At 55.1% G+C, this 26,995-nt stretch carries 9 protein-coding genes, 1 other RNA gene and 2 pseudogenes; 1 reads left to right on the plus strand and 11 read right to left on the minus strand.

The genetic code is table 11. The features are described 5' to 3' along the window. Positions 1-54: 54 nt before the first annotated feature. From iroC to tnpA, 3 genes and pseudogenes are all read right to left on the minus strand, one after another. A complete protein-coding gene (gene iroC, locus J1G48_RS05370) occupies positions 55-3,711 on the minus strand; it encodes a salmochelin/enterobactin export ABC transporter IroC (protein WP_001111816.1) in 3,657 nt (1,218 codons plus the stop codon). 80 nt (positions 3,712-3,791) lie between these two features. Beyond that, positions 3,792-4,907 (minus strand): salmochelin biosynthesis C-glycosyltransferase IroB, encoded by a 1,116-nt coding sequence (iroB, locus tag J1G48_RS05375; RefSeq protein ID WP_001221120.1) that lies wholly within the window; start codon positions 4,905-4,907, stop codon positions 3,792-3,794. A gap of 625 nt (positions 4,908-5,532) precedes the next feature. Next, a pseudogene (tnpA, locus tag J1G48_RS05380) lies at positions 5,533-5,916 on the minus strand (IS200/IS605-like element IS200F family transposase); the annotation flags it as partial. A gap of 75 nt (positions 5,917-5,991) precedes the next feature. Between tnpA and J1G48_RS05385 the strand changes: the two are divergent. Beyond that, positions 5,992-7,103 (plus strand): IS3-like element IS1351 family transposase gene (locus J1G48_RS05385; RefSeq protein ID WP_089113803.1). Its coding sequence is split into 2 segments (ribosomal slippage): positions 5,992-6,253 and positions 6,253-7,103, totalling 1,113 coding nucleotides; the frame shifts between segments, so codons are not numbered across the junction. A 15-nt stretch (positions 7,104-7,118) separates the two neighbouring features. Here J1G48_RS05385 and J1G48_RS05390 read toward each other — a convergent pair. The 8 genes and pseudogenes from J1G48_RS05390 to bapA form a co-directional block, all read right to left on the minus strand. Continuing rightward, positions 7,119-7,202, minus strand: a pseudogene (locus J1G48_RS05390) (IS200/IS605 family transposase); the annotation flags it as partial. Between the two features lie 696 nt (positions 7,203-7,898). Next, a complete protein-coding gene (locus J1G48_RS05395; protein ID WP_000445376.1) occupies positions 7,899-8,702 on the minus strand; it encodes a DUF3800 domain-containing protein in 804 nt (267 codons plus the stop codon). 398 nt (positions 8,703-9,100) lie between these two features. After that, positions 9,101-9,694, minus strand: coding sequence for a hypothetical protein (locus J1G48_RS05400; protein WP_001142974.1), 594 nt, complete (start codon positions 9,692-9,694; stop codon positions 9,101-9,103). A gap of 97 nt (positions 9,695-9,791) precedes the next feature. Then, positions 9,792-10,154: a transfer-messenger RNA gene (ssrA, locus tag J1G48_RS05405) on the minus strand. Between the two features lie 71 nt (positions 10,155-10,225). Beyond that, positions 10,226-11,389: an HlyD family type I secretion periplasmic adaptor subunit gene (locus J1G48_RS05410; RefSeq protein ID WP_012543392.1), complete on the minus strand. Its 1,164-nt coding sequence runs from the start codon at positions 11,387-11,389 to the stop codon at positions 10,226-10,228. 7 nt (positions 11,390-11,396) lie between these two features. Beyond that, complete coding sequence (locus tag J1G48_RS05415; RefSeq protein ID WP_000196151.1) at positions 11,397-13,577, minus strand: type I secretion system permease/ATPase; 2,181 nt, start codon at positions 13,575-13,577, stop codon at positions 11,397-11,399. Next, positions 13,574-14,983, minus strand: coding sequence for a TolC family outer membrane protein (locus J1G48_RS05420; protein ID WP_000533863.1), 1,410 nt, complete (start codon positions 14,981-14,983; stop codon positions 13,574-13,576). The genes J1G48_RS05415 and J1G48_RS05420 overlap by 4 nt, the downstream gene beginning before the upstream one ends. A gap of 64 nt (positions 14,984-15,047) precedes the next feature. Beyond that, complete coding sequence (gene bapA / locus J1G48_RS05425) at positions 15,048-26,522, minus strand: biofilm-associated protein BapA (RefSeq protein WP_058662156.1); 11,475 nt, start codon at positions 26,520-26,522, stop codon at positions 15,048-15,050. Positions 26,523-26,995: the final 473 nt, after the last annotated feature.

Consider the following 26,995-nt stretch of genomic DNA (forward strand, 5'->3'; position numbering starts at 1 on the left):
TTACAGGAACAGCCGCTTGCGGGCTTTCTTTTGCGTAAATCGTGGCGATAAAAACTATCCTATGACCTCTCCTTGCGTATCGCGTGTCTGGCCGATGCTGTCCCGCCACAGACGAGCATACAGGCCATGAGTCGCTATCAACTGCTCATGGCTGCCATATTCAGCGATACATCCTTTATCGATTACGACAATAACATCGCAACGGCGAGCGGTGGTCAGCCGGTGCGCGACGATAAGCGCGATGCGTTTCTCGGTATGCGTCACCCTGGTAAGCGAGGTCATTAAGCGCTCCTCGGCGCTACGGTCGATACGCGCTGTCGCCTCGTCGAGCAGCAGAATATGCGCCTGCGCCAGGTGGGCGCGGGCGAGGGCAATCAACTGACGCTGGCCCGCGGACAGATCCGTGCCGCCGTTATTGACCGGAGTACGGAACCCCAGCGGCAGATGTTGCACAGTTTCAAAGAGTCCCGCCTGTCGCGCCGCGATCTCCACCTCCGTGTCGCTGCTGTCTGGCAGCGAATAGCGGATATTTTCGGCAATATCGCCGCTAAATAATGCGACATCCTGAGTGACCAGCCCCGTCTGGCGACGATAATCACTAAGCGACGCGGCATCAATTAGGCGCTCACCGACACGGATTTGCCCGCTGCCGGGAGAGTAGAGCCCGGCCAGCAGCTTGATCAGCGTCGATTTGCCGGCGCCGCTACGTCCGACCACCGCGACTACCGTTCCTGGCGGAATGGTGAGCGAGAGATTATCAAGCACAGGTTGCGTTTTTTCGGGATAGCGGAATGTCAATGCCTCCAGACGTAGCGCGCCGCCAGTGCCAGGCGTTATGGAGGACGGTTCAATATTCTCCGTTTCCTCAGTCGCCAATAGCGCATTGATATGTTTGCCGCTGGCGGTCGCCTGCTGCCAGGAATCAACAATGCCTGACAACTGCTGTACCGGGCCATAAAATTGTCCCAGTAGCAGGAAGAACGCCGCCAGTATCCCGGGCGTCATTTCGCCTCCGGCGACCCGGGTAGCCCCGATTAAAAGCACGGCGGCATAGGCGGCCTCGGTGCAGAGGGTCAGGAACGGAAAATAGACAGCAAGGTATTTTTGCGCCCGCACGCGGGTGGCGCGGAAGTTGTCTGATAACGCCCGTAGCCTGGCGGCTTCCTGCTTCTGTTGACCGTGTGACTGCACTACCCGCATACCGGAGACCTTTTCCTGAAGCGTACTGTTCACCTTACCAATTTCCAGCCGTGCCTGGGCGTAGGCAGGCGAGCTCAAACGGCGGTAAATCCACGTCGCCAGTATCACTACAGGTACGGCGCTTAATGCCGTTAACGCAAGAATGGGGTCAAGCCAGAACATTGCCGCGGCGATAGCGACCATCGTCACGATGCTGGTGGCCGCGCTGGCAAGACCGTTTTGCAGAAATCGGGCGAGTGAATCAACGTCGACGGTCATGCGAGTAAGACGCGAGTCGATGTGCTTCTCGTGCCAGGGAAGACTCAGGCGTAGCAGGTGGCTGAAGCTGCGTAAGCGTACCGTATGCTGTACCGACTCTGCCGCGCGGGCGGCGAAGATCGTTTGCAGCGCATAGCAGCACCAACCGATCGCTACCAGACACAGCGCGAGCAGAGCGCATATGCCAATAGTCGACATATCCCCTGCGGCAACGCCTGAGTCAATACCGCGCTGCAAAAGCACCAGCACGCCAACGCCTGCGGCGGAATCAAGCGCGATAAGCAGGGCGGCGATGACGAACATCCAGGCTACTGGCGTCAGCAGCGATGAGACTTGACGCCCGTGGCCTGCCAGCGCCATCTGTACGGCGCGTTCCGGAACGCGCGTCATCCGGTCGACAAAACCTTTTCCGGCGGGTGTCTGGCGCTCATGCGCGTCGTCGGATTTTGCCGCCTGCGTTGTTGGCCATAGCGTCCGTTGTTCTGCCGGGGCAAGGGCGAGAAAATCACCCTCGCCGCTCATCAGCGAGCGAAACGTCGGACACCTTGCATCCAGCTCCGCCTGGGTACCGATATCCACGACGCGGCCTTTATCCAGCACGACGATCCGATCGGCTAACTGCAGCGTTGAACGGCGGCGTGCAATCACCAGCAGCATATGCTCATTATCGGCATAACGACCAAGAGCCGTGTTAATTTCCGCTTCAGTACCGGCATCGACCGCCGAGGTTGTGTCATCGAGAATCAGCAGTTCCGGCGCGGTAATCAGTGCCCGGGCTAGCGCAATACGCTGGCGTTGGCCGCCGGAGAGGTTGCTTCCGCGTTCGGCCAGTCGGGTGTTGAACCCCTGCGGTAGCGCATTGATGAACCCGCTGGCGCCTGCGGCATCGGCGGCGCGTCGAATGTCGTCCTGAGTCGCTTGCGGGTGCCCATAGGCGATGTTTTCCGCCACCGTACCGGCAAACAGAAACGCGTCTTCAAACACTACGCCAACGCGACGACGAAGCGCCGTCAGTTTCAGGTCGCGAATATTCTGTTGACCCGTAGTGGTGTTGAGCCACACCCCGCCGGAGGTGGGATCGTAAAAGCGCGCCAGCAACATCAGCAACGTTGATTTCCCGGAGCCGGAGGCGCCAACCACTGCCACGGTTTCACCGGCGTGAATGGAAAACGAGATCTCATTGAGGATACGGTTACCGTTGTCGTAGTGGAAACTCATCTTCTCCACGTCCAGCCCGATAATCTGACCTTCAACCGACTCAGTACCGTCTTCCATGCGAGAACGCGTGTCGATAAGCGCGAAGACGCGCTCCACCGACGCCTGTGTGCGCTGTGCGATAACCAAAAACGATGCCAGTACGCGGGTAGGGCCGGTCAGCATAGCGAGAAAACTCGCGAACGCAACGAAGGTTCCCAGATCGATGCGCCCATTCATTACCGACCAGCCGCCATAGCACAGCAGGACGATTTGCCCTATCACCGGTAGCGCCAGCATGGTTGCGCCCGGCATCGCCTGCGAGATAGCGGCGCCGATGCGTACCCGCACCATCTGCCGCGACTGACCATCGAGCCAACGCGTTTCGCGTAACTCCGCCACGCAGGACTTCACCACTGAGATCTGTTCCAATACTTCGCGCATATGTTCCGTCATGTGCGCCAGCCGGTCTGAGGCAAGCCCCGTTTGTGCGAAAACACGGCGACGGGCGCGCAGGGCGGTAATAGCAAGGGCGGCCAGTACGCAAATCACGATAAGCGTCATGGATGGCGACATCCATAGCATCACCGCGATACCGGCCACATAGTAAGTGAGCACCGCCAGCGGCACCGGACACATCTGTAGCAAGGTGTGTACCTGTTGAAGATCGCTGTTGGTACGCGAAATGACCTGCCCGGTACGCAAGGCGTCCTGGCCTGCGCCGTCCAGTTTTTGAATACTGTCGAACGCACGGCTACGTAACGTATGCTGAACCCACAGCGAGAGTTCCCCGGCATAGCCGCGGCGCACGTAATTCCCGATAAAATCAAAAAGGGCAATTAACAGCAGGCCGCAGGCAAGTAACGGCAGGTGGGTCGTATCGCCTGCTATCGCGTCATTGACGGCCTGACGCGTTATTAGCGGCGTCAGCGCAGCCAGTAAAATGGTCGATACTGATGCTACGATGACAATGATGCTCAGTGTTTTACGTTCCCAACACACGCGGGCAAGGCGAACTATCCAGGCACGAGCGGGCATGGGGGAATGAGTCGCGGGCATTAAGCCTCCTTATCGGTGAAAGATGAGATATGGCGACACACGCTGGGTTCAGCCGCCATATTGTCATTGCGCTGCCGCGGTTAGCCGTGTTGCAGCATGGCGATCAGTTTTTTTGCCACCTCGGTCGGGCAAGGCTGGGCCGCCATTTCCGCCGCGACCTCCTGCGACGCCTCGCGAAGCGCGCGATTACCGAGGAAGGTATTGATCATGCTGCTCGTAAGCCCGCTCTTACCGGGAATAATGCCGCATCCGCGCTCGACCACGGCGCGGGCATTGACGGGTCTGTCGGCACCCTGGCCAAAGACTATCTGCGGAATGCCAGCATGTAGCGCCGTCAGGGTGTTGCCTGCGCCGCCATGGTGGATAAAACCGTCGGCGCCGTTAAGGAAAACGCCCATCGGAAGCCAGTCGACCAGACGGACATTCGACGGCAGCGAACGTAAATCCGAGCGGGCGTTTGCCGGAAGATGCAGGATGATTTCGGCATCTACTTCGCCGGCAGAATCCATTACCCAGGAAATCAGATCCAGGCCATCCACCATCGGTTTGACGGTGCCGAGGCTAACCAGAAGACGCTTGCGATCAGGTGTACGTTCCCACCATTCTTCCCAGACGGCGCCGCCGTTATACGGGACGTATTGCATGGAGATAACCGGCTCTCCGTCATTTTGCAGTATGCTCATGCTGGGCGGTGTGACGTCTATCCACGCCAGATCTCTTGGTGGCGCGCTGACCCCATGGCGGCGGTAGGCGTTAGAAAGTGATTTCGTCACGCCTTTGATGTGCCAGGGCGTATGACCGAAGCCGACGGTTTGCATCACTACCGGAATGTCATACTTAGCGGCAATCAGTGGTCCAACGACCCCAAGGGGAGGGTAGACGATGAGATCTGGTCGCCACTGCCCGACGAACGCGACCAGCGGGTCAGTCATCTCTTCGCTGAAGAATGAGAAGTTCCCCATTTTTGTTCCAATGTTATTTTCTTTTCGTAATGCCTCCTGACGGCGATAACCCGCTTCCGAATCGAAACCAGGCGCAGCGTCAAATACCACCAACCCAGCTTCGGCTGCTTTCTGTGCAAATTTTCCACCGCTTGCAATCAGCACTTCATGGCCATTAACACGAAACGCTTGCGCCAGGGACAGCACAGGGTATAGCAGTCCATACAGTGGTGGACCGACAAACAGAATACGCATGAGAAATCCTCTCTCTCCACGTCATAAATCGAACAAGTCATTAATGAGAATGATAATAATTACCAATATCATTTGAAAAATGCAATAACAAATACGACCCTTGATCATGTGATGATTTTTTTCATAAAAATCGGGGAAGGGGAGAGCGTTAAGCGGTGAAGTTTGGTTTCAGGCTTATTTACGCGCGTATGGTCGCACAGGCAAAGCGCCAGGATTGGGGAACTGGATTCGCATACCAGACGCCCGTGGATTATTAATGATAACTTCGCAAATAACCTTTCAGACAATGAGGTAAACGTACCGACAGCAAGGTAACGGGAAACGTAGGGAGTAGTATTGATAACACGTTGCGGGGCAATTTAATGGTGTCCGGCGGCAGATCGTGTTCTGTGCAGACTTTCCGTGCAGTGATGTGACGGACGCCTCTTCCTAAAGTAGTCAGTGCCATACTTTTAATGACTGCATTAATCCTGGCGTTAAATCCTTTAATTTGGTGGACGTAAAGTGGACATAGACAATAAATATCCTCCGGCATAGCCGGAGGTTTTTCTGATGCGCCTGTAAGGCTCTCTTACCAGCCGCGCCCTAACAGGCGCATACGATCTGACATTTGCATCAAACTTCGTTACTTACGGCCCGTAAACGGGCTGCCCGGATAAGGGATCGATAATTGCTCACCCATTTTATCCTCTTCAAGCTGGTGCTTTATGTAGTCCTGTATCTTCGCCGTGTTCTTACCCACCGTATCGACATAGTACCCTCTGCACCAGAACTCCCTGTTCCTGTATTTGAATTTTAGATCCCCAAACTGCTCGTAAAGCATCAGACTACTTTTACCCTTCAGATATCCCATGAAACTCGACACACTCATCTTCGGCGGGATCTCCAGAAGCATGTGAATATGATCTGCACAACATTCTGCTTCCAGAATTCGTACGTTTTTCCATTCACACAATTTTCTTAATATGCTGCCTACTGCCCTACGCTTCTCTCCATAGAACGCTTTGTAAGTATCCCGCATAATCGTGCCATTCACATTTAGAGATCATCCGGCATAATCAATCTGCCAACGAAGGAGATCGCTATGCGTAAAGCCCGTTTTACTGAGCATCAGATCATCACTGTGATTAAGTCGGTTGAAGCTGGACGAACCGTTAAAGATGTCTGCCGGGAGGCCGGTATCTCTGAGGCCACCTACTATAACTGGAAGTCCAGATACGGCGGCATGGAACCTTCTGATATTAAAAAGATAAAAGATCTTGAGGACGAGAACCGACGCCTCAAACAGATGTTTGCCGACCTGAGCCTTGAGAACCGGGCGCTGAAAGACGTTATCGAAAAAAAGCTTTAAAACCAGCCTTTAAGCGTGAGCTGGTCACTCATCTGATAACGGCATTCGGACTCAGTATCCGTCAGGCCTGCCGGAGCCTGAACCTGAGCAGAACGGTTTATCATTACCGTCCGGATAACACACGTGACGAACCCGTTATTACCGCACTGCAGGCGGCAGCTGAACGGTATCCACGATACGGTTTTCCGAAGCTTTTTCAGGTTCTGCGGCGGCAGGGATACATGTGGAATCACAAAAGGATCCACCGTATTTATTGTCTGCTGAAGCTGAATTTTCGCCGTAAGGGCAAACAACGGCTGCCGGTGCGTAACCCTTCGCCACTGGCCACGCCGGAAGCGCTGAACCAGAGCTGGTCTGTTGATTTTATGCATGATGCCCTGGTCTGTGGGCGTCGTTTTCGCACGTTCAATGTCGTTGATGACTTTAACCGTGAGGCGTTGTCGATTGAAATAGATCGGAATCTGCCAGCCCCACGAGTGGTCCGGGTGCTTGACAGGATCGCGGCAAACCGTGGCTATCCGGCCATGCTTCGCATGGATAACGGCCCAGAATTTATCTCTCTGGCACTGACTGAATGGGCAGAGAAACATGCCGTAAAACTGGTGTTTATCCAGCCGGGTAAGCCGACACAAAATGCTTTCATTGAGCGTTTTAACAGGACATATCGCACAGAAATACTCGATTTTTATCTGTTCAGAACGCTGAATGAAGTACGTGAAATCACGGAAAAATGGTTATCAGAATATAACTGTGAACGTCCGTATGAATCGCTGAACAATATGACACCGGAGGAATACCGACAGCACCATTATTTGGCCGGGAACTCAAAAAATGTATGGAACTAAAACGGGTCTATTTACAGCTTGTCTTCGGTATTTGGGCGCGAAAACTATGTGATATTTACAGTTCCATCGGGTGTGCGCTAAGCTCTTTTCGTCCCCCATTGGGACCCCCTTTTGATTTCTTGTTGAACTTTTGCAGTTGCCAGACCGCAAGATGTTTTAACAAATCAAAAGGGGTTTTAATAACTGGCTTAAAGCTGAAAGCTTTCCGGAACCCCCAGCCTAGCTGGGGGTTTTCCATAGACAACAAAAAGGGGCTACGTTTTCACGTTGCCCCTTGTTTTATTTGCTGGCGTCCTTGTAATTGGTGGGGGAGGTGGTTGAGTTTGTTGGGGATTTTTATTTTTTGCGCGAAGGCGCAAAAGAGTGGCGATGGTGTTGATATGGAAGGGGTTTTGTATATTTTTTGATTTTTAAGTTGATTATTGAGAGGCGGGGTTTTGCGTGTTGACTAACTGTCCTGAATGGCAGTTAAAGTGTTGTCGCTTCCTTTTAGTCCGTCTTGTGGCAAGGCCAAGAGAGGACGTTTCACAACTCTACTTAGATAGCTAAAATTAGGGCACATTTATAGGTCAATAGTTTTTAGGTTGAGATAGATAAGATAGATAAGTTGTATCTTGTTAAATTATGATTTTCTTAAGGATTTGTTGAAGTCATATTGGTTACGGGGTATGCTACTTATAACGAGTTTAAGATTTTGGGGATCTAGAGGCGGCCCCCCGAAAGTTGATACCGCCTAGTTGGTAACTTCGTCGAATGACTGGGACTCCAACCGTGCCGGCTGAGAGGTCGGATCTACTATTTTCGTGTGTTGGGAAGGGCGTAAGTGAGCTTAACTTCTTGGGTGACAATATCCCTTGGTCCTTTTGACCTGTCGAAGAAAAACCAAATATTGAATTTACGTTCTGTTGGCCAAGTATCATGCATCAGTGAGTCCCATCCCAAGTAGGATGCAACATTGTTTGCGACGGCTAGCTTTGCCTCAGAAGTTGCTTTACCTTGATAAGCGCACATGACCGCACCTAGCAAAAAATCTGCTATCTGAATATGTTCTGACGCCTTTGAGTCTTTACTTACTACGCTTTTGATAATATCTTTGCGCCCAAACCTACGTGCCAAAGTGTGGTTGGTGATTACATGGAATTCCTCATCAGCTTTTTTGTAGCGGGATGGTAATGGATCTACTTCAACACGAAACTCACACTCTCTGTCGGGGTGGGCTTTGATGACATTGCCAATTTTAGTCTCTATTAGCTTGCCAAAATGCTTACGCATTGCAAGATCATAGTCGCCACCGTGGAAAGATTTTTCTACCTTCGACTTTTCCACGACTATGCAATGAAAAGCTAGCCAAGGGTGTTTGAAGAAGGTCTCGATTAAATCCTGATAGAATGCAGCGTTACGCTTGGAATGAGCTTTCTGCCATTTAATTTCATCGCTACAGTTATGTTTCTCACGAAGTTCGCGGACAATACGCGCAAAATCGCCACGCCTCTGGTATTTCATCCATAAGCTACCAAATCCATAAAATCGCTGACCATCTATCCCTGATTCATCGCAGGCGACATGCCAAATCAGCTTTCCAGGATCGTTCGATTCCATGTTTACCCTTCATGAATGGATATTAGACGTAAGGTTATGATTTAACCACATTCTTAACGGGTTGATAAGGATAAGATTTGATTTCCATTGAGGATGGAGCCGTGTTGAAAGTGCTGGTGGGGTTTTGGCTAGCCAGAAACGCAAATCCGCGCACGGGTTTGCATGAGCTCCCGTGGAGTGTTTCATCGTCCTAGCAAGTATTGATCCGGATCGCTACGATTGCTACAGGTGCATGAAATCCACCACATTAAGAGGGCTGACGTGGAAGGAATATGAAAAACAATCTTATCAACGGCTCGGAAATGTCTAGATTATCCGTGGCGATTCAGCCAGCAGGCTTTGCCTGAAGTCTAAATTTATTTGGCTCACTAGTTTGCATAGCGGGCAGCTATGCAAAGCTAGGAGTCTGTTGCTGTTGCGGCTGACTCTATCCTATTTAGGGCTTCAAAAATGAGTTCGTCTAACCGATAAAGGCAATGGCTATAAGGTAGTTCAGTTATTGGGTGAATCCAACCTTGTTGTCTAAGGTAATTGATGGCCGAATTCGTATCTGAGTAGCCCTTGTGGCCCCTTCGTAGCTCATAGACAAAATATTTATAGCGGGGGGCTATGAGGGGCCATGCCAGTATGAAATTTTCAATAAACTTTTCTTGGATTCTCTTGATTTCCTTGCTCTCAATCTCTTGTTTGCGGGCGAGTTCTTTTCTTAATTTCCTCCTTTCTATGAATTTTTCGAGCTTGAGATACATCCAAGCTACTAGTTCAAAGGTTAGAGTTTCCGCAATAAGTGAAAACAAAATCGTTAGAGCAAAATGCGCTGCATAGGAATACCCCGGCAAGTCTTGTTCAGTTAGAGGCGCAATGTCCTTAAGTATTGGGAGTATAAAGCGGATAGAAAGGACAATTGCTACAGAGAGGAATCCATACCTAACAGCCGTCTTTGTCGAAATGGGTGAAGCCAGAATTTTCCACAAACTTTCAGGTGTTGGCATTTTTTATCCCTATCTGGTCACCTGATCTTAGGTGGACGCTAAGTGGACACTGGACATTAAAAAGGGGCTACGTTTTCACGTAACCCCTTGTTATATTTGGTGGAGCTGGCGGGAGTTGAACCCGCGTCCGAAATTCCTACATCCTCGGTACTACATGCTTAGTCAGTCTTTACATTCGCCTGGCACCTGCGGACGGACACGCCACTACCAGACTAGCCTGATTCGTTTTAACGCTTCAACCCCAGGCAGGGCATCCACGCGATCTCTTTTGGGTTTGACCTCTCTTGATCCCCGTCCTAAGAGCGGAGGCTAGGGAGAGAGGGCTCTAAGCAGGTTATTAAGCTGCTAAAGCGTAGGTTTCGTCGTTTGCGACTATTTTTTTGCGGCTTTTTACGAGGCCAACCGCCCCTCGGCATGCACCTTGGGTTTCGCAAATCCCGTCGAATCCAGAATCAGCCCCAATGTGTAAGGTAAGTATAACAGACTTGTGACACGCGTGACCAGCCCCCGTATCTTCTTATCTTCAACGATTTACCGCTCGCGCAGCGCTTCTTTCGCGCGATTAAACGGTTTGATTAAATAGTCGACAATGGTTTTTTCACCGGTTTTGATATCCACCGTGGCGATCATGCCTGGAACAATCGAAAAACGGCGTCCTGATTTATTTTGTAGATAGTCCTGGTGGGTGCGGATAAACACGCGATAGTAGAAAATTTCCGGTTTCACTTTATCCTGAATGGTATCCGGTGAAATGGTCTCCACCACGCCGTCAAGCCCGCCGTAAATGGCGTAATCGTAAGCAGTAATTTTAACCAATGCGCGTTGGCCGGGATGAATAAAGGCGATATCACGCGGCGAAAGGCGGGTTTCAATCAACAGACGATCGTCTACCGGCACTATCTCCATCATCTCACCGTTAGGCGGGATCACGCCGCCAATCGTCGTGACCTGGATATTTTTAACAATGCCGCGTACCGGCGAACGTATGGTAAGGCGGGTGACGGAATCCTCGCGTCCTTTTAAAATGGCGGAGAGCATATCGACCTCAGCGTTCGCTTTTGATAACGCTTCGCGTGCCTGCACATAATATTGTGAGCGCAGATCGGTAATTTTTAAGCCTAAATCGCTTTTTTGTCGTTGCAGGCGCAGCACTTCAACATGACTGGCCGCGCCGCTTTTCTCCAGACGCTGGGTAATGGCCAGCTCTTTATTAACCGACGCCAGCGCATCCCGTAGCTCGGCTTCGGTATCGGCCAGCTGCGCGCGGCGGCTTTTATAGAGACGCGTCTCTGCGGCAATCAGATCCGGCCAGCCGTTCAGCTCAGCGGGGAAGGCGAGAGGTAAGTCGTTGACTTCCGCGGTTAACCGTGCGCTGGAGGCGAGTGAAGCGCGATATTTTGCCGCACTTTCACCCACATTGGACGCCAGACGCGTCGGATCAAGCCGGGCGACAATCTGGTTAGCCTGAACTCTGTCGCCTTCCCGCACCGTCAACTGCGCCAGAATGCCGCCATCCAGCGACTGCAGAACCTGTTCGCGTGAACTGGGGATCACTTTCCCGTTGCCGGTGGAAACCTCATCCAGTCGGCCAAACCACGCCCAGATGCCGAGAATGAGAAATAACAGTGAGCAGATCAGAACAATACGACCCGCGCCGGAAAACGCCCGTTCACGCTGAATATCGGGATCGTCCATCGCGGCATCATGCTGATTGATTTTCATTTTTCCACTCCCGACGGTGACTTTGCATCCGATCCGCGTTAAGCGCCTGCGCTTTTGGCGCATCCATCACCAGTTGTCCTTCTTTCAGGACAACGACACGCTCAACCAGCTCCAGTATTGGTACCCGGTGCGTCGCGACGACCAGGGTACGGTTGCCAAGCCACTGATGTAACCGCTGAATAAACTCTCGTTCCGTATGCTCGTCCAGCGAGGCGCTGGGTTCATCAAGTAGCACAATATTGGGGGAGCGCAGCAGCATTCTCGCCAGCAACAGGGACTGGCGCTGCCCACCGGACAGGCCGTTACCGCCCTCCATAATGGGATGATCCAACCCTTTTGCCAGCCGCCTGACGAAGACGGCGCCGCCGCTGACTTCGAGCGCGTCAAAAATCTGTTCATCGTTGGCGTGCGGCGCGCCGAGCGTCAGGTTCTCTCGTAGGGTGCCGAAGAAAAGCCGCGCGTTCTGGCTAAGAAAGCCGATGTTGCGGCGTAAATCCGCCATATCGATGTGCGACAAGCTGAGATTATCAAGCCGGGCATCTCCCTGAATCATCTCCAGGCCGCCCGCCATCGCCTGTAAAAGTGTGGATTTACCCGCGCCGTTACGCCCCAGTATCGCAATCCGCTCGCCTGGCATGATCTCCAGACGCACGAGGCGCAGCGGTATGCGTTGATCGTCGTTATGGTAACGAAACTGAGCATTTTCAAAGAGGTAATGCCCGTGGAGGATGTCGCGGTGTATCAGGCTATCGTCATGCTGTGTCTCGGTGGGCAGTTGCATAATGTTGTCGAGACCCATCTTCGCCGCTTTCACCTGCTGCCAGCGCGCCAGCACGCCGCACAGGTTAGCCATTGGCGCGATCATCCGTGAGCCGAGCATCGACGCGGCGACCACGGCGCCGGTAGTCATACTGCCTTCAATGACCATCGGCGCGCCGAACATAATCACTGCGGCATACACCAGACTTTGTACCGACATCCCCCAACTGATAAGCCCTTGCGTGAGTTTGCGGGTGCGTAGACCCGACTCGCCGGTAATACGGATATAGCTATTCCACTGCTGAAGAAAGCGGTTCTCCGCCTGCATCAGTTTAATATCCTCCAGCCCCTGAACGCTTTCGACCAAGACTGCATTGCGTAGCGTCGCTTCGTGGGCGGCCTGGTTGGCGAGGACAGCCAGTTTTTTTTGCAGTGCGACGCCCGGCAGGATCATCAGCAGAGCCGCCACGGGCGCTATCCATGCCAGCGGTGGGGCAATAATCGCCAGGACTATCATAAACAGGAAAAAGAAAGGCAGATCGACAATGGTCGCCAGCGTTGAAGAGGTAATCATCTCGCGGATCTGCTCTAGTTCGCGTAACTGCGAGATAAAACTGCCGGTGGAACGGGGGATAGCGCTGTTGCGCAGCCTTAACGCATGACCGAATACCCGATCGGAAATGCGCATATCGGCGCGTTTACCGAGCACGTCCATAATGTGCGTACGCGCTTCACGCAGCAGAAAACCGAACAGCACCGCTACCAGCACGCCGAAGGAGAGCACGTACAGGGTAGGATATGACTGAGCGGGGATCACCCGATCGTAAACCTGCATAGAGAACACAATCCCGGCCAGCGACAGCACGTTAATCAGAAAGGCGGCGACCATTACCGGTAAATAAGGGCGAATATCCTGCAGAACCAGCTCGCGCATCCAGTCGGGTTTAAAGCGGGAGATATAGCGATCGACGCGGCTATCCTTGAGCGCCGATAGCGGGCGTAGCGCGGCAACATAGAGGATCTCCGGCAATAACTCGCTGAGCGTCAGGCGGTTACGCTGACCCTCTTCTTCAATCACAAAAACGTCTACCGCATCTTCGCCATTAACATGCTCGATGACCAATAACTGCCCGTCCCGGAGCTCGACAACCAACGGCAATCGCCACTGACTAAATGCCGTTTTGTCTATGTCCGGCGCATGAAAGGATAAACCCGCCTGCCGCGCGAGCTGCGTTAAGGCGGTCGTTCTGCTTTTACCCCTAAACCACGGGGCGTTGGCCTGAATTGAACCGGGAGAACAGGCAACGCGATAATGACCGGCGACATAGCTGATGGCCTGCGCCCATTGGCTTAGCGCGCGCTCACTGAGTACCTCTTCTACATCGGGGGCGGCGCGGGTCATGGCTGGATCTCCACGGATTGAATGCTGCGATGATTTAACGCGAACGCCTGACGAAGCGCGCCGGTGTTATACAGACAGTTCAGTTGCAACTGATGCAACTGGCTTTCCGTTTGCAGTTCGGCAAAACGCGCCTGGTAAACTTCCTGCTCCGCATTAAGCACGTCGAGCAGCGGGCGGGAACCGAGGTTAAGGTATTGCTGCTGATACAGTTCGCGCGTGCGTTCGCTAAGCTGCTGTTGCCGACGAAGGATTTGTAACGCGCTGGCAAGACTCATTGCCTGGCTGCGCGCCTCCATCAGTTTCTGGCGGACATCAAGCCGGGTGCGCTGAATGGTCGACTGAGCCGCGTCTACCGCATGGCTGGCGGCGTTGCGTCGGGCAGTCAGCCCTCCGCCCTGGTAAAGCGGCATCTCAACTTTCACCCAGGTGGAATACTGGGTTTTATCCAGCACTTCATGACTGGGATATTTATCATTAAGATAATGTTGTACAGAAGGTTCGAGCGAAATCGTCGGCGTCATTTGCGCGCTGGCATAGTCCAGATTCGCCCGCGCAACGTTAGCCTGCGCCCAGGCGGCCAGTACCGCGGGCACCAGTCGATCGTCGGGAGTCGCCGTCTCACAGCTGCGAGCAAGTTTCGCCGGGAAGTCATTATTGATGCCGTTAAGCGAATTCCAGCCCAGCCAGCTCATCAGTGAGGCTTTCGCACTGTCGAGATTGGCCTGATACTGCGCCAGTTGCGAGCGGGCGGATTCGATTCTGGCTTCGGTTTGCACCACGTCAGATAGCGACGTAGCGCCTTCATCGCTGCGCTGCCGGATAAGTTTACCGATGCTGTCCAGCGCGACGAGCTGTTCTTCCGCCGCGTCTACCATTTGCTGCCAGCTCTGCGTTTGTACAATGGCGTTGGCGGTTTCGTGCGCGACGGTATCAATACTGAGCAACACATTGGCCTGTTGCTGCGCTGCGCCTGCGGTTTCGGCGCGAACCTGGCTTGCCACTTTGCCGAAGTCATAAAGCATTTGCGATACCGACAGCACCAGCGAGGGGCTATACCCGTGATCGGTGTAGGTATTGCTGTACCCATTGTTCACGCCAGCGCTGACTTGCGGATAATATTTCGATTTGGCGACCTCTATTTGTTCATTCTGTGCGAGCAGTTTGCCGACGGCTTCGCGAATAGAAGGATGCCAGTTAACGGCGCGATTGACCGCGTCATTGAGCGTCAGGTTGCCCGGCGCGGCGGCGCTGAGCGGCAACTCAGCGGCGGAGCCATCCAGCGAAGGAAGCATCTGGTCCGTTGCTAATCCTTCGGATGTAATCATTGGCGGCGCTTCTGCGCCCCGGGGCTGGTGATGAAACAAAGCAAATGCCAGTACGATGGCGACAGGCGCGACTCTTCCCATAGTTTATCCCTTTTAAATATCACCGCTTGTTGCCCCGAACGTCGTGGCGTTCGGGGCTTTTTTATCAACCGCCGGTTATCAGGTGGTTGTTCTGCAACAGATCATTTAGCGTGAGCTGCACATTCTCCAGAGTGACAAGGTCAGTGGATTTAAACGCACTGCCGGCGCCGTCGCGATCGACGGATATCACCGTATTGGCGCCGCTGGTATGAACCTGCACAAAGTTACCCAGCGTCGCCGCCTGGTGATCCCAGCCGGTCAGCAGTTCGTGGATATCGATCTTGTCGCCCTGCGCGGTAGAGAAGTTTTGCCAGCGATCGACGCCGTTGCCGCCGGTCGCGTCCGCGCCGTTTAACAGATGGTAAATCAGCGTATCGCCATAGGCGGAGCCGATGAGAACATCGTTTTGGTTGGTACTGACGATTTGTGGCGCCATATCAATGGTCAATGTGGCGCTATCCGTATGACCCATCTTGTCATCCAGTTGATAGGTAAAGACCTCTTTACTGGTGATGGACGACATCGCGACGCCATTATTCAGGGTGTAGGTGTAAGCGCCATCGAGGTTAATTTGCAATGTGCCGTAATGTCCCTGAATCGTGGCGCTGGTGGTATTCGCCGCGGCGTCCAGCGTGGCGGCGCTGCCGTTATACCCGCTAATGCTCAGGCGGGTATTCACCGTATTAAGCTGATCCATCGCCCCCGCCGCGTCGCTGCCGTCAAAAATATTGCCGAGAACGGTATGCGTTCCGGACGTTTCAAAATTATCCAGATCGACGGTGGTGCCGATGACGCGTGGCGTGATCGTCGCCGCCCCGGCCAGGGTATTGGTGCCGGTAAAGTTAAGCGTGTACGTTCCGGCATCCAGCTCCAGACCGCTCAGGTTGACGGTCACCGTCGCGCTGCCCAGCGTGATATTCGCCACCGGAACGGTTCCGTTGCGTATGACGGTCCCGTTCTCCTGAATGGCCCAGCTAATATTCAGATTGCCCAGCGTAATGAGCGTGGAGACATCAAAGACCAGTGACGCGCCTTTAAGTACGGTGCCCGTTGCAACGTCAAAGGTGCCGCTCCCGCTGCCCGATTTGCCGAGTAGCCCCCAACTGGCGCTGCCGACGCTGGAGTCCAGCCAGGCAGCGGTATCCTGAAGCGTGGCGACGCTGAGGGTATCGCTGACATCATTAATCGCATCCAGCGCCCTGGCGGTTGGCGTGATATTGAGCGAGGCCGTATCGGTATCGCCGTTTGGCGCTTTGACCGTATAGATAAAGCTGTCCGGCGTTTTAATGCTGTCGGCGCCGACGCCGTTCTTCAGCGTGTAGGTATAGTTGCCTCTTGCGTCAATGATGAGCGAGCCATACAGCCCGTTTACCTCCGTTGTGCCGGTCGCCGCAATCGCCACGCCGTTTACTTCAGTGAGGAGGGCGTCCGTAGGGACGACATCATTGGTCAGTACGTTGCCGGTGGTGTTGGCGGTGATACTGTCAACGGCATAGGTGTGGTCCTGGGAAATCGCCAACGTATAGCCAGTGAGGACGCTAATGCCGCTGGCGGTATTCAGCACGAACAGGTATTCGCCGCCAGGCAACGTCAGGGTCAGCGGCTGGGACTGTCCGGCTAACAGCAGGGTGTTAATCCAGCCCTTTTCCACCCGGAACTGCTCATATTGCTGAATGGCATCGTTGAAGCGATAAACGTACAGATCGAACGTGGAAACCAGTGAGACGCCGCCGACGGTTCCCTGTAACGTCATGGTTCGCGTAGCGCCTTCTTCAACGTTAAAGATGATCGGATTAGTCATATCATCAAGCAGATTCGCGTTCAGTACATTACCAAGTCCGACGCTTAATACCGTGACGCCGCTTTGTGTCGAGGGACCGTTGTTGACGTAGCTAACGTGAGTATCAAAGACCAGCGAGGCGTTATTGTCTGTCGCTATCACGCTGCCCGGTACAGGCGCGGGACCCAGATTGATAACCAGTTGCGCGGCGCTGCTACCGACGCCATTCTGGGTAATGGTGTAGGTGAAGCTCTCTTTATGTCCGTATCCTGCCGTGGGCTTAGCCAGCGTGTAGGTGTAACTGCCGTCCTGATTAATGTGCAGCGTGCCGTATTGTCCCTGGATATCCACGCCGCCCGCGCCGACCGGCGTACTGACGCCGTTGGCGTTGGTGATGGCGGTGACCGTGGTGCCCGTCGGCGCGGTATCATCAGCCATGACGTTGCCGGTACTGATGGTTGGCCCGCTAATAATACCTGCGCTGGTCTGGTGTACATCGACATCCAGGCTGGTATATGACCCGGTGGCGAGCAGACTGGTGTTATAAGTGAGTACCCGGTACTGGCCTTCGCCCAGGCCGCTCAGGTTCAGGGTAACGCCGCTCCCGGTCAGGGTAAGCAAATTCGCGAAGTCGCCAACGGCGGTGTTGACGATCGTCGTCCAGGCGCCGAGGCTGGTGTCGTAGCGCTGTACCACAATCTCCTGAGTACTGAGCAGCGAAAGCACGATTCCCGTTGCGGCGGCATCGATGGTGACGTCGCCCGTACCACCTTCAGCAATGGTGAACTCAACCTGAGCGGTATCGTTACCCAAAACCGAGGCGACATTGCCAAGCGCGCCAACCAGCAGCAGGCCGTAATCCGAATAGCTTTGCGTGCTGGTGACGGCGGTAGAGGTCAGATCAAGGCTGGTGATGTTATCCCTTGCCGCCAGCGGCAGAACCGGCGCGGTAATGCCTAACGTGCCGGAGGCGTTACCCGCAGCGTCAGTGGCCGTCACGTTAATGAGCTGACCTTCAATTTGTTTTGTCGGCAAGGTGAGAGACCATGCGCCGTTGCTGCCAGCGGTGGTGGTGAGCGTCACGCCCCCCGTCAGCGTGACGGTTACGGTGCTGTTTGCCTCTGCCAGCCCGGAAAGTGAACCGCCATCGGCGCTGAGCGTACCTGACGGCGTACCGGGCGCCAGCGTATCGACAATCACCGTCGCGGCGGTGGAGACGCTGCCTGTACCGTTGGCGTTAGTCGCGGTGGCGGTGAAGGCGTGGCTGCCTTCGGTCAAATTGCCTGTCGGGGTAAAGCTCCAGTTTCCGCTGGCGTTCGCCGTGGTGGTGCCGAGCAGCGCCCCGTTGTTATAAATGCTCACCGTGGCGCCCGCCTGAGCGGTACCATTCAATGTGGGTTGTGCGTCATTAGTGACCTGGCCGTTGGCGATAGCGCCGGTATAAATACCCACATCATCTACTACGTTGGTGATGATCGGTGCTTCCGGCACACGCGTATCGGGCGCGGTAAATCCGGCGGCAATGCCTGTGTTGCCTGCTTTATCCTGGGCAAATGCCAGTAGCGGCTGACCATTGGTCTGCGCGGGCGTGAGTGTGGCGGTGAAGCTGCCTGTACCGTCGGCGGTGGCGGTTCCCAGTACCACACCAGTATCAGAGGTAATCGTCACTGTACTGCCTGCTTCCGCGGTGCCCGTCACCCGATTACCGGTAGCATTGATGACCAGGTTGCCGGGCGCGCCGGGCGCAATGGTATCCACGATAATCGTTATCGATGGCGAAGCGGCGCTAACGTTGCCAGCCGCATCGGCGGCGCTAACGCTATAGGCGTGACTTCCCTGGCCGAGCGCGGCGGTTGGCGTCCAGCTCCAGTTGCCTCTGGCATTGGCGTTCACGGTCGCGACCAGCGCGCTATTATCGAAGATGCTTACCGCGCTGTTGGCTTCCGCAGTACCGTTGAGCGTCGGCTGTGTGTCGTTGGTCGATTGTCCATTGCCAATGGCGCCGGTATTGTTCGGGACATCATCAACGATGCTGGTTATAAGCGGAACCGTTGGCGCAAGGGTATCGACCACGATAGTAAAACCGCTGGTGGCCGGGCTAACGTTGCCTGCCGGGTCGGTGGCGGTCACTGTTAATGTGCGCGTGCCGTCGTTTAACCCTGTCGTCGGCGTGAAGCTCCACGCGCCGCTCGCGTTAGCCGAGGTGACGCCAAGCAGAGTGTCGCCATCATAGATACTGACCACGCTGCCCGCTTCGGCAGTGCCGTTCAGCGTGGGGCGGTTATCATTGGTTATCTGACCATTAGCGAGATTTCCTGTGACCCCACCCGCGACGTCATCCACCACGGACGTCAGGATTGGCGTTTGCGGCGCGGTGGTATCGACCGTCAGGGTGAAAGCCGTACTGTTCGGGCTGCTGTTTCCTGCGGCATCGGTGGCGACGGCGGTGATGACGTGCGTTCCGCTTGCCAGCGTTGAGGTGGAGACGCTCCACGCGCCGTCAGGCTGAGCCGTTGTCGTGCCAATGACCGTACCATTTTCATAGAGCGTGATCGTGGCGCCGGCTTCTGCGGTGCCGCTGAAGGTTGGCGTAGGATCGTTGGTATTTTGGCCGTTCGCGATCGTGCCGAGGCCTGGCGCCTGATCGTCACTGACTGATGTGATTACCGGCGTCAGCGGCGGCGTAGTATCGACGACGAAATTAACGCTGTCCGAAACGGGGCTGGCGTTGCCTGCGGCATCAACGGCAATGACGGTAATTACATGGTTGCCCGTCGCCAGCGAGGCGTCGGGCGTGTAGCGCCAGCTACTGCTATTGTCGGCGGGAATTTCAGCCAGCAGCGTGCCGTTATCGTAGAGACGAATAGTTGTGTTGGCTTCACGGGTGCCGCTAATGACAGGGCGCGCCTCGTCTGTGATCTGTCCTGAACTCAGATTGCCGGTAATGGGGCCCGTACCGTCGTAGACCGTATCAATAACAGGCGCGGCGGGAGCCGTGGTATCAATAGTAAACGAGCGTATTTCGGACGCGGCGCTGGTATTGCCTGCCGCATCGGTTGCTGTCGCCGTCAGGTTCCAGACGCCCGCGCCCAGCGAGGTAGACGGTGTAAAGCTCCAGCTACCGTTGGCCTGAACTTGCGCCGTACCGACCAGCGCGCTGCCATTATAAATCGAGATGGTTGTACCCGCCTCACCGGTACCCGAGAGTGTTGGTCGGGTTTCGTTCGTCGAGCCGCCGTTGGGGACGATGCCCGTTACCGGCGCCGTATTATCTGCCACGCTGGCGATAACCGGCGCGGCGGGCGGTGTGGCGTCAATCGTCAGCACAAATCCGCTGGACACCGAGCTGCTATTACCCGCCGGATCGGTGGCGCTAAGGGTGAACGTGTGGCTACCGTTTGCAAGCGGCGTCTGCGGCGTGAAACTCCACGTGCCGTCGCTATTCACCGTCGTGGTACCGATGGACGCGGGATTACCGTCAAGATAGACATTAATCGTCGCGCCTGCCTCTCCGCGCCCGTTCAGGGTGGGCGTCGCATCGTTCGTTAGCTGCCCGCTAACCAGGTTGCCGGTAATTCCGGGCTGGTCATCCACGACGGAGGTGAGAACCGGGATCGCCGGAGGCGTAATATCGACCACGATCGTCCACGGCGCGGAGACCGCGCTGGTATTGCCCGCCGGATCGGTAGCGCTAACCGTCAGATTATGGCTTCCCTCTGACAAATTGCGGGGCACCGGGAAGGTCCAGCTACCGTTTTCGCCTACCTGAGCCGTGCCAAGCGGCGTACCGTTATCAAAAATGGTGATTGTCGCGCCAGGTTCGCCAGTTCCGTTCAGTATTGGCTGCCGATCGTCGGTGGATTGCCCCGGTAACACCGGAACGGTCGGTTGATTGTTATCGTCAATCACGGACGTGATAACCGGCACATCTGGCGCCTGCGCGTCAATGTTCAGCGTAAAGCCGTCCGAAGGCTGGCCGCTATTGCCAGCGGGATCGGTCGCCACGGCGGTAAAGATGTGCGCGTTGCTCTCTAGCGGCGCGTTCGGGGTGAAGCGCCAGTTGCCGCTTTGATCTACCGTGGCGGAACCGATTTCTACGCCGTTATCCAGAATGCGGATCGTGGCGCCAGCTTCTCCCGTTCCGTTGAGCGTCGGGCGTGAATCATTGGTGAGCGCGCCGTTATCCAGCGTACCGGTCATGCCGGGGACATCATCCGTTGCGCTGGTAATAACCGGTTGCGCCGGCGCGCTAAGATCGACAGTGATCCCGACCGGTGCGGACAGGCCGCCCGGGCCATTCGCATTGGTTGCCTGGACGGTGAAGTAATGTGTGCTTTCGCTTAATGGCGTCGCGATCTCAAAGATCCAGTTCCCGCTGGCGTCAACGGTGGCAAAGCCTGCCGAATCGCCATCAATGAAAACTTCAACGGTAGAGCCGATATCCGTGGTGCCGCGCAGCGTCGGCATGGTGTCGTCCGTGGCGCCGCCCGCCGCAATATTCCCCTGTACGCTCCCGACATCATCTTCAATCGCCGTGATGGCCGGGACGGCGGGCAGACCGCTGTCGGAAGCGGGAAAATTCGTAGCCGGGCCGTTATTCCCCGCGCGATCGATAGCAATTGCCGTCAGCGTACCGCCATCGGTTTGCGCCGGACTGAGCGTAACGACGAATTCACCGGTGCCATTAGCGACAGCGCTGCCGACCAGGGTGCCATCGGCATGGTGAATTTCAACGGTAGCGTAAGGATCGGCAAGTCCGGCGACGCGCGTGCCATCGTCGTCCACCGTCTGGATCGTTGGCGCGGGCGGGGCAGTGATATCCACGGTAATAGTGATCGGCTGGGTTTGCGCCGTGGTATTTCCAGCATCGTCAGTCGCGCTGAAGGTTAGCGCATGGCTGGCTTCTGATAATTCGGGCGTATTGAATGTCCAGACCCCGTCGGTGACGAGCGCCGTCCCGATTGCCACGCCATTGTCGTAAATCGTGACGGTGCTGCCGTTTTCGCCGCTGCCGTTAATAGTCAGCGTCCGATCGTTAGTAAAGGCGCCATCGGTTAATGGCCCGGTCACTGGCGCAACATCGTCAAGGATTTCATTGACGACGGGCGGCTGCAACGGAACGGTGTCGACGGTGAAGGTAAAGCTGTTCGATACGCCGCTGCTGTTTCCGGCGGCATCGGCGGCAATGGCAGTCAGGGTGTAGACGCCATCCGGCAGCGCGCTGGTCACCGCTAGCGTCCAGGTGCCGGTCTCATCGACGGTGACTACGCCTAAAACGCTGCTGCCATTATAGAGCGTAATAATGCTGCCGATGTCGCCAGTGCCGTGAATGACCGGTGTATTGTCGTCAGTGGTTGCGCCGCTGACAATAGTATCCTGGACTTCGCCGACGTTATCTTCGGCAAAAGTGATAACCGGATTGGCGGGCGCAGTGGTGTCTAGCGTAAAAGTGACTGAGGCGGAAGGTGGACTGATATTGCCCGCTCTATCGGTTTCCGTGACGGTAATGGTATAGGTTTCTGGCGTCAGTGCCGCAGGCGTAAAGTTCCAGCTACCGTTATCGCCTACCGTTGTGCGACCAATTTCACTGCCATTATTGTAGAGAATTATCGTGCTGCCGATCTCTCCCGTGCCGCTGAAGGTCGGCGTGGTATCGTTCGTTGCGCCATTATTGCCGATGTTGCCAATAACCGGCGCGACGTTATCGCTGATTAGCGGCGCGTCAGGCTGCGCTGGAGGCTGGGTATCAAGGGTAACGGAGAAAACGCCGGAGGTCGGGCTACTATTGCCTGCGGCATCCGTGGCGGTGGCCGTCAGGATGTTTAACCCTTCGCTCAGATTACGGGTTAGCGGATAGGTCCAGCTACCCTGTGGATTGACCTGGACGGTAGCCAGTTCTACGCCGTTATTGTACAGGGTGATGATGGTGCCGGGTTCGCCGGTGCCGCTGAGGGTCGGCATACGCTGATTGGTAATACTGCCGTTTGCCAGTAGCACCTCGCCTTCTCCGCCGGTGATGGCGGCTGACACGATCTGCGGCGCATCCGGCGCCTGGGTATCGATGCGTAGGGTAAAGCTGATGGATTCGGGACTTTCGTTCCCCGCCGGATCGTTGGCGCGAGCGGTCAGATGGTGGTCGCCGTCGCCCAGCGCGGCAGGCGGCGTAAACTGCCAGCGCCCGTCCGTGCCGACCAGCGCCTGACCTATGGCATTGCCATTATCGTAAAGGATGATTGTGTCGCCTGCGGTGCCGCTACCGCTCAACCGGGGCTGGGATTCCTGGGTAATCTGATTGGTATCAATCGTATTTCCGTCGCCGTCAGCTACGCCGATAACGCCGGGGGCGGCAGGGGCCTGGGTATCAATGGTAATCGTAAAATCGGTCGAAAAAGGCGTGGTGTTGCCGTTACTGTCGCTGGCCGTCACGGTAAAGGTGTAGGTGTCGTCCGCCAGTGGCGAGGCCGTGGTGTAAGCGTAGCTCCAGACGCCGGAATTACCGACGATAATATCTGCTATCCGGGCGCCATTCTGATACAGGTGTACTGTGGAACCCGGTTCACCTGTACCATTAATCGTTGGCGTGCTGTCGTTAGTGAGCCCCAGATGCGCGACGCTACCGAGAATACCCGGCGCATCATCTGTAATGAAGGTGATTACCGGTTGCTGCGGCGATTGCGTATCGACCACCAGGTCGAATGACGCGGCCTGACTGGCATTGCCTTTAGCGTCGGTTGCGATTACGGTCAGTCGATGCGCGCCTTCACCTAAATTTTGCGACGGCGTAAACGTCCAGGCACCGTTGGGCTGTAGCGTGGCGAGTCCCAGTGAAACGCCGTTATCAAAGACTTCGACACGCGCGCCGGCCTCCGCCGTACCGCTAAGGGTGGGACGGTTGTCGTTGGTGGTTTGTCCGTTAACCAGCGGCCCGGTGAAGCTTTCAACATCGTCCAGTACCTGAGTGATAATGGGCTTATCCGGGGCGGTGATATCGGGCGCTTGCGCTGTGGTTGGCGGGCTGACGTTGTTGGCGCTGTCGGTGGCGGTGACGGTAACCTGTTCGCCGTTGGTCTGTGCGGGGACGAGGGGAAGGGTAAAATGACCTTCGCCATCTGCTTTGCCGCTGCCAAGCGGCTTGCCGTCCGGCGTGGCGATCGTGATGGCGCTACCCGGTTCGGCGGTGCCGCTGATACTGGTGCCATCCTCACTAATTACCACGTTTTTCGGCATTTCCGGCGCGGTACTGTCCGGCGCGATAACCGTCGCGGCGGCGCTTTCGTTTTTCGCGACATCGGTGGCGGTAGCGATAAGCGCCTGGCCGTTAGTCTGCGCCGTATTCAGCGGAACGATAAATTGTCCGTTGCCATTAGCGACGGCGCTGCCAAGTACGGTGTTGCTACTGTCGCGGATAGTGACCGTTGCCCCGGCTTCCGCCTGACCGCTTACGGACAGACCGTCGGTCGCCACGGTAAGACCGTCCGGTGCCGCAGGCGCAGTTTTATCCGGCGCGTTCAGCGTTTCTACCGGACCGCTATTCGCGGCTTTATCGGTAACGCTAATGCTTAATGTTTCGCCGTTAATTTTCGCCGGGCTAATACCTATTGAGAAGGTACCGTCGTCGCCTGCCGTTCCACTCCCGAGCGTATTTCCCAGGCTGTCTTTGATAACCACAGTACTGCCAGCTTCCGTAGTGCCGGTGAGTCTGTCGCCGACGTCGCTAACCGCCAGGCCTTCCAGCACCGGCGGCTGCGTGTCGATATCAATGGTAAAGGAGACGGACTGCCCGCTGGTGCCGCGATCGTTGGTCGCGGTAGCGGTAAAGACATGGTCGCCATCGGCAAGCGCCAGCGAGGGGGTAAAGCTCCATTTGCCGTCAGCGTCAGCGACAATGGGCGGAAAGGTCGCTACAGGAAAGCCATTATCGTTAATCGATATCGTACTGCCTGGTTCAGCAGTACCGCTGAGGGTTGGGCGGTTATCATCTGTGGCATCGCCATTTTTCAGCAGCCCGGTAACGGCGCCAGCGTCATCCGTCACGGTAAGGATAGTCGGCTGGGCAGGATACTGTGAGTCAGAAGCGGTAAACTCCGTGGCGGGGCCGATGTTACCGACGGCGTCCTGAATACGCGCTTCCAGACGCTCGCCGTGGGTCTGAGCCGGATTCAGCGTGATGCTGAAGTGGTTATTTTCTCCGGTAATCGTGGAGCCCAGGTAATTTCCCGCCGGGTCATAGATCGACACAGTACTGCCAGCTTCAGCGGTGCCGCTAACGGTTGTGCCGTCTTTCGCAACATTATCAATGATAGCGGCGTCAGGCGGCGTGGTGTCCACAATGATAGTAGGCGTTGTCGTCACGCGGCTCGTGTTTCCGGCTTTGTCGCTTTGTTCGACGGTAAAGGTATGTTCGCCATCGCTTAACGGCGTAGTCGGCGTAAAGGTCCAGCGTCCATTTTCGTCTACGGTAGCGCTGCCGATAACGGTTGAACCCTCTTTAATCGTGATGGTATTGCCTGCCTCTCCCTGCCCGGAAAATAGCGGTTTTGCCTCGTCAGTTCGGTCATTATTCTGTAGCGGCCCGGTGAGCAAACCGGTGTTATCGGCAATCAGTTCAACACGTGGGGCATCGGGGATGAGTGTGTCGATAGTCAGCGTAAAGCGGGCTGATTCGCTACTTTCGCCTTTCACGTTAGTCGCAATGGCGGTGAAATGATTTTCCCCATCCGCTAGCGCGCTGGTAATGGCAAAATGCCAGTTTCCGCTGGTATCAACCGTTGTTGAGCCTATTTCCTGACCATTGGCGTAAATATGGATGACTGTGCCTGCGCTGCCGGTGCCCTCCAGAGTGGGGGTATTGTCGTTCGTAAACTGGTTATTGCTCAGCGTGCTGGTGAGGGGAGCGGCATCATCGATAGCGGCGGTGATAGCTGGTGTATCGGGGAGAGGAATGTTGGGCGCATCGATGGTTGCGGATGGGCCGGTATTGCCGGCATCGTCAGTCGCGGTCACGGTAAGTTGTTCGCCGCTAATCTGTGGTGCTGTCAGATCAATACTAAATTTACCGTCGCTATCCGCTTTGCCCTCGCCAACGACGTTGCCTGAGGGATCTTTGATGGTAATGGTACTGCCCGCTTCGGCTTGCCCGCTTACCGTTTTTCCGTCCGCTGAAATCAATAATTCGCCGGGAGCGAGAGGCGGGGTAGTATCTACAGGATTACTGCTACCTGGAGTATTGCCGTTGGGGGTACTGCCGCCGGGATTGCTGTTATCAGGGGGATTACCGTCAGGATTGGTGTTATCGGGGGGCGGATTATCGCCATCCGAATGATGGTGGGAATCGCCGCCGCCGGAAGACGCGATAGCGGCAATGCCGCCAGCCGCCACCGCGCCAGCCAGTACCCACGGCCAAACGGCGCCGCCTGCTTCATGGGAAGCGCCGGAAGTGACCAGCAGTTCATTAATATCAGCGATTTGTTCAAAATGTAGCCCGGCTTGCGGATTTTCTACCCACCATAACGTGCCATCGTTTTCCGCCAGTACCAGCTGGCTTGCGCCCAGATCGTTGGTAACGTAAAAGTTTTTAATCGTGATCGTTTCGCCGGAATGGAGCGTCACCACCAGATCCTGATTAATGCGCGTAAGTTGACTAATTTCCTCCCGGGCCACTGATAATTTAACAATTGACGGGGCGTTAAGAGTGACCGCTGAGGATTCCACAGTGGTGGAGACGCCAGTCAATTTCGAAACCACGGCGAGTAGACGCATAAATTAGCTCCTGATGGATTTGCTCTGTGTATTAATTAACGGGCACGACGTTCAGGGCAAAATGCGTAGACGAGCCTTCCCGTTCATCATGAGAGATGAATTTCCGTAGCCATATTCTTTTTTATGAGCGTAGGTGAAGGTCTGGTTTTCTCGCCGAATAATCCTTTGTTTTTTGTGCCTGACTAGTGCTTTCGTATTAGATGATATAGTCAGAAAAAAATCTTTCTGCAAATTAAGATCTATTGATAAAGATGTTAGTGCGTCTGAAATATAACGGAGTTTGTGTTAAGGAGAGGTGGGGCAGGCTAACAACGCATGATAGTTTTTTATTTATCTTTATGTTTTATAATGAATTTTAATTTCTTCTTCTTTTTCTTTTTTAACATAAAAACAATACCTTTTGTGAAGGTATTCAGCAATATTAAATTTTATAAAAATCATTTGAAGTATTGTGTTATTAGGCTATAAAAATT

The organism is Salmonella sp. SAL-020, from assembly GCF_017372215.1.
GTDB lineage: Bacteria > Pseudomonadota > Gammaproteobacteria > Enterobacterales > Enterobacteriaceae > Salmonella > Salmonella enterica.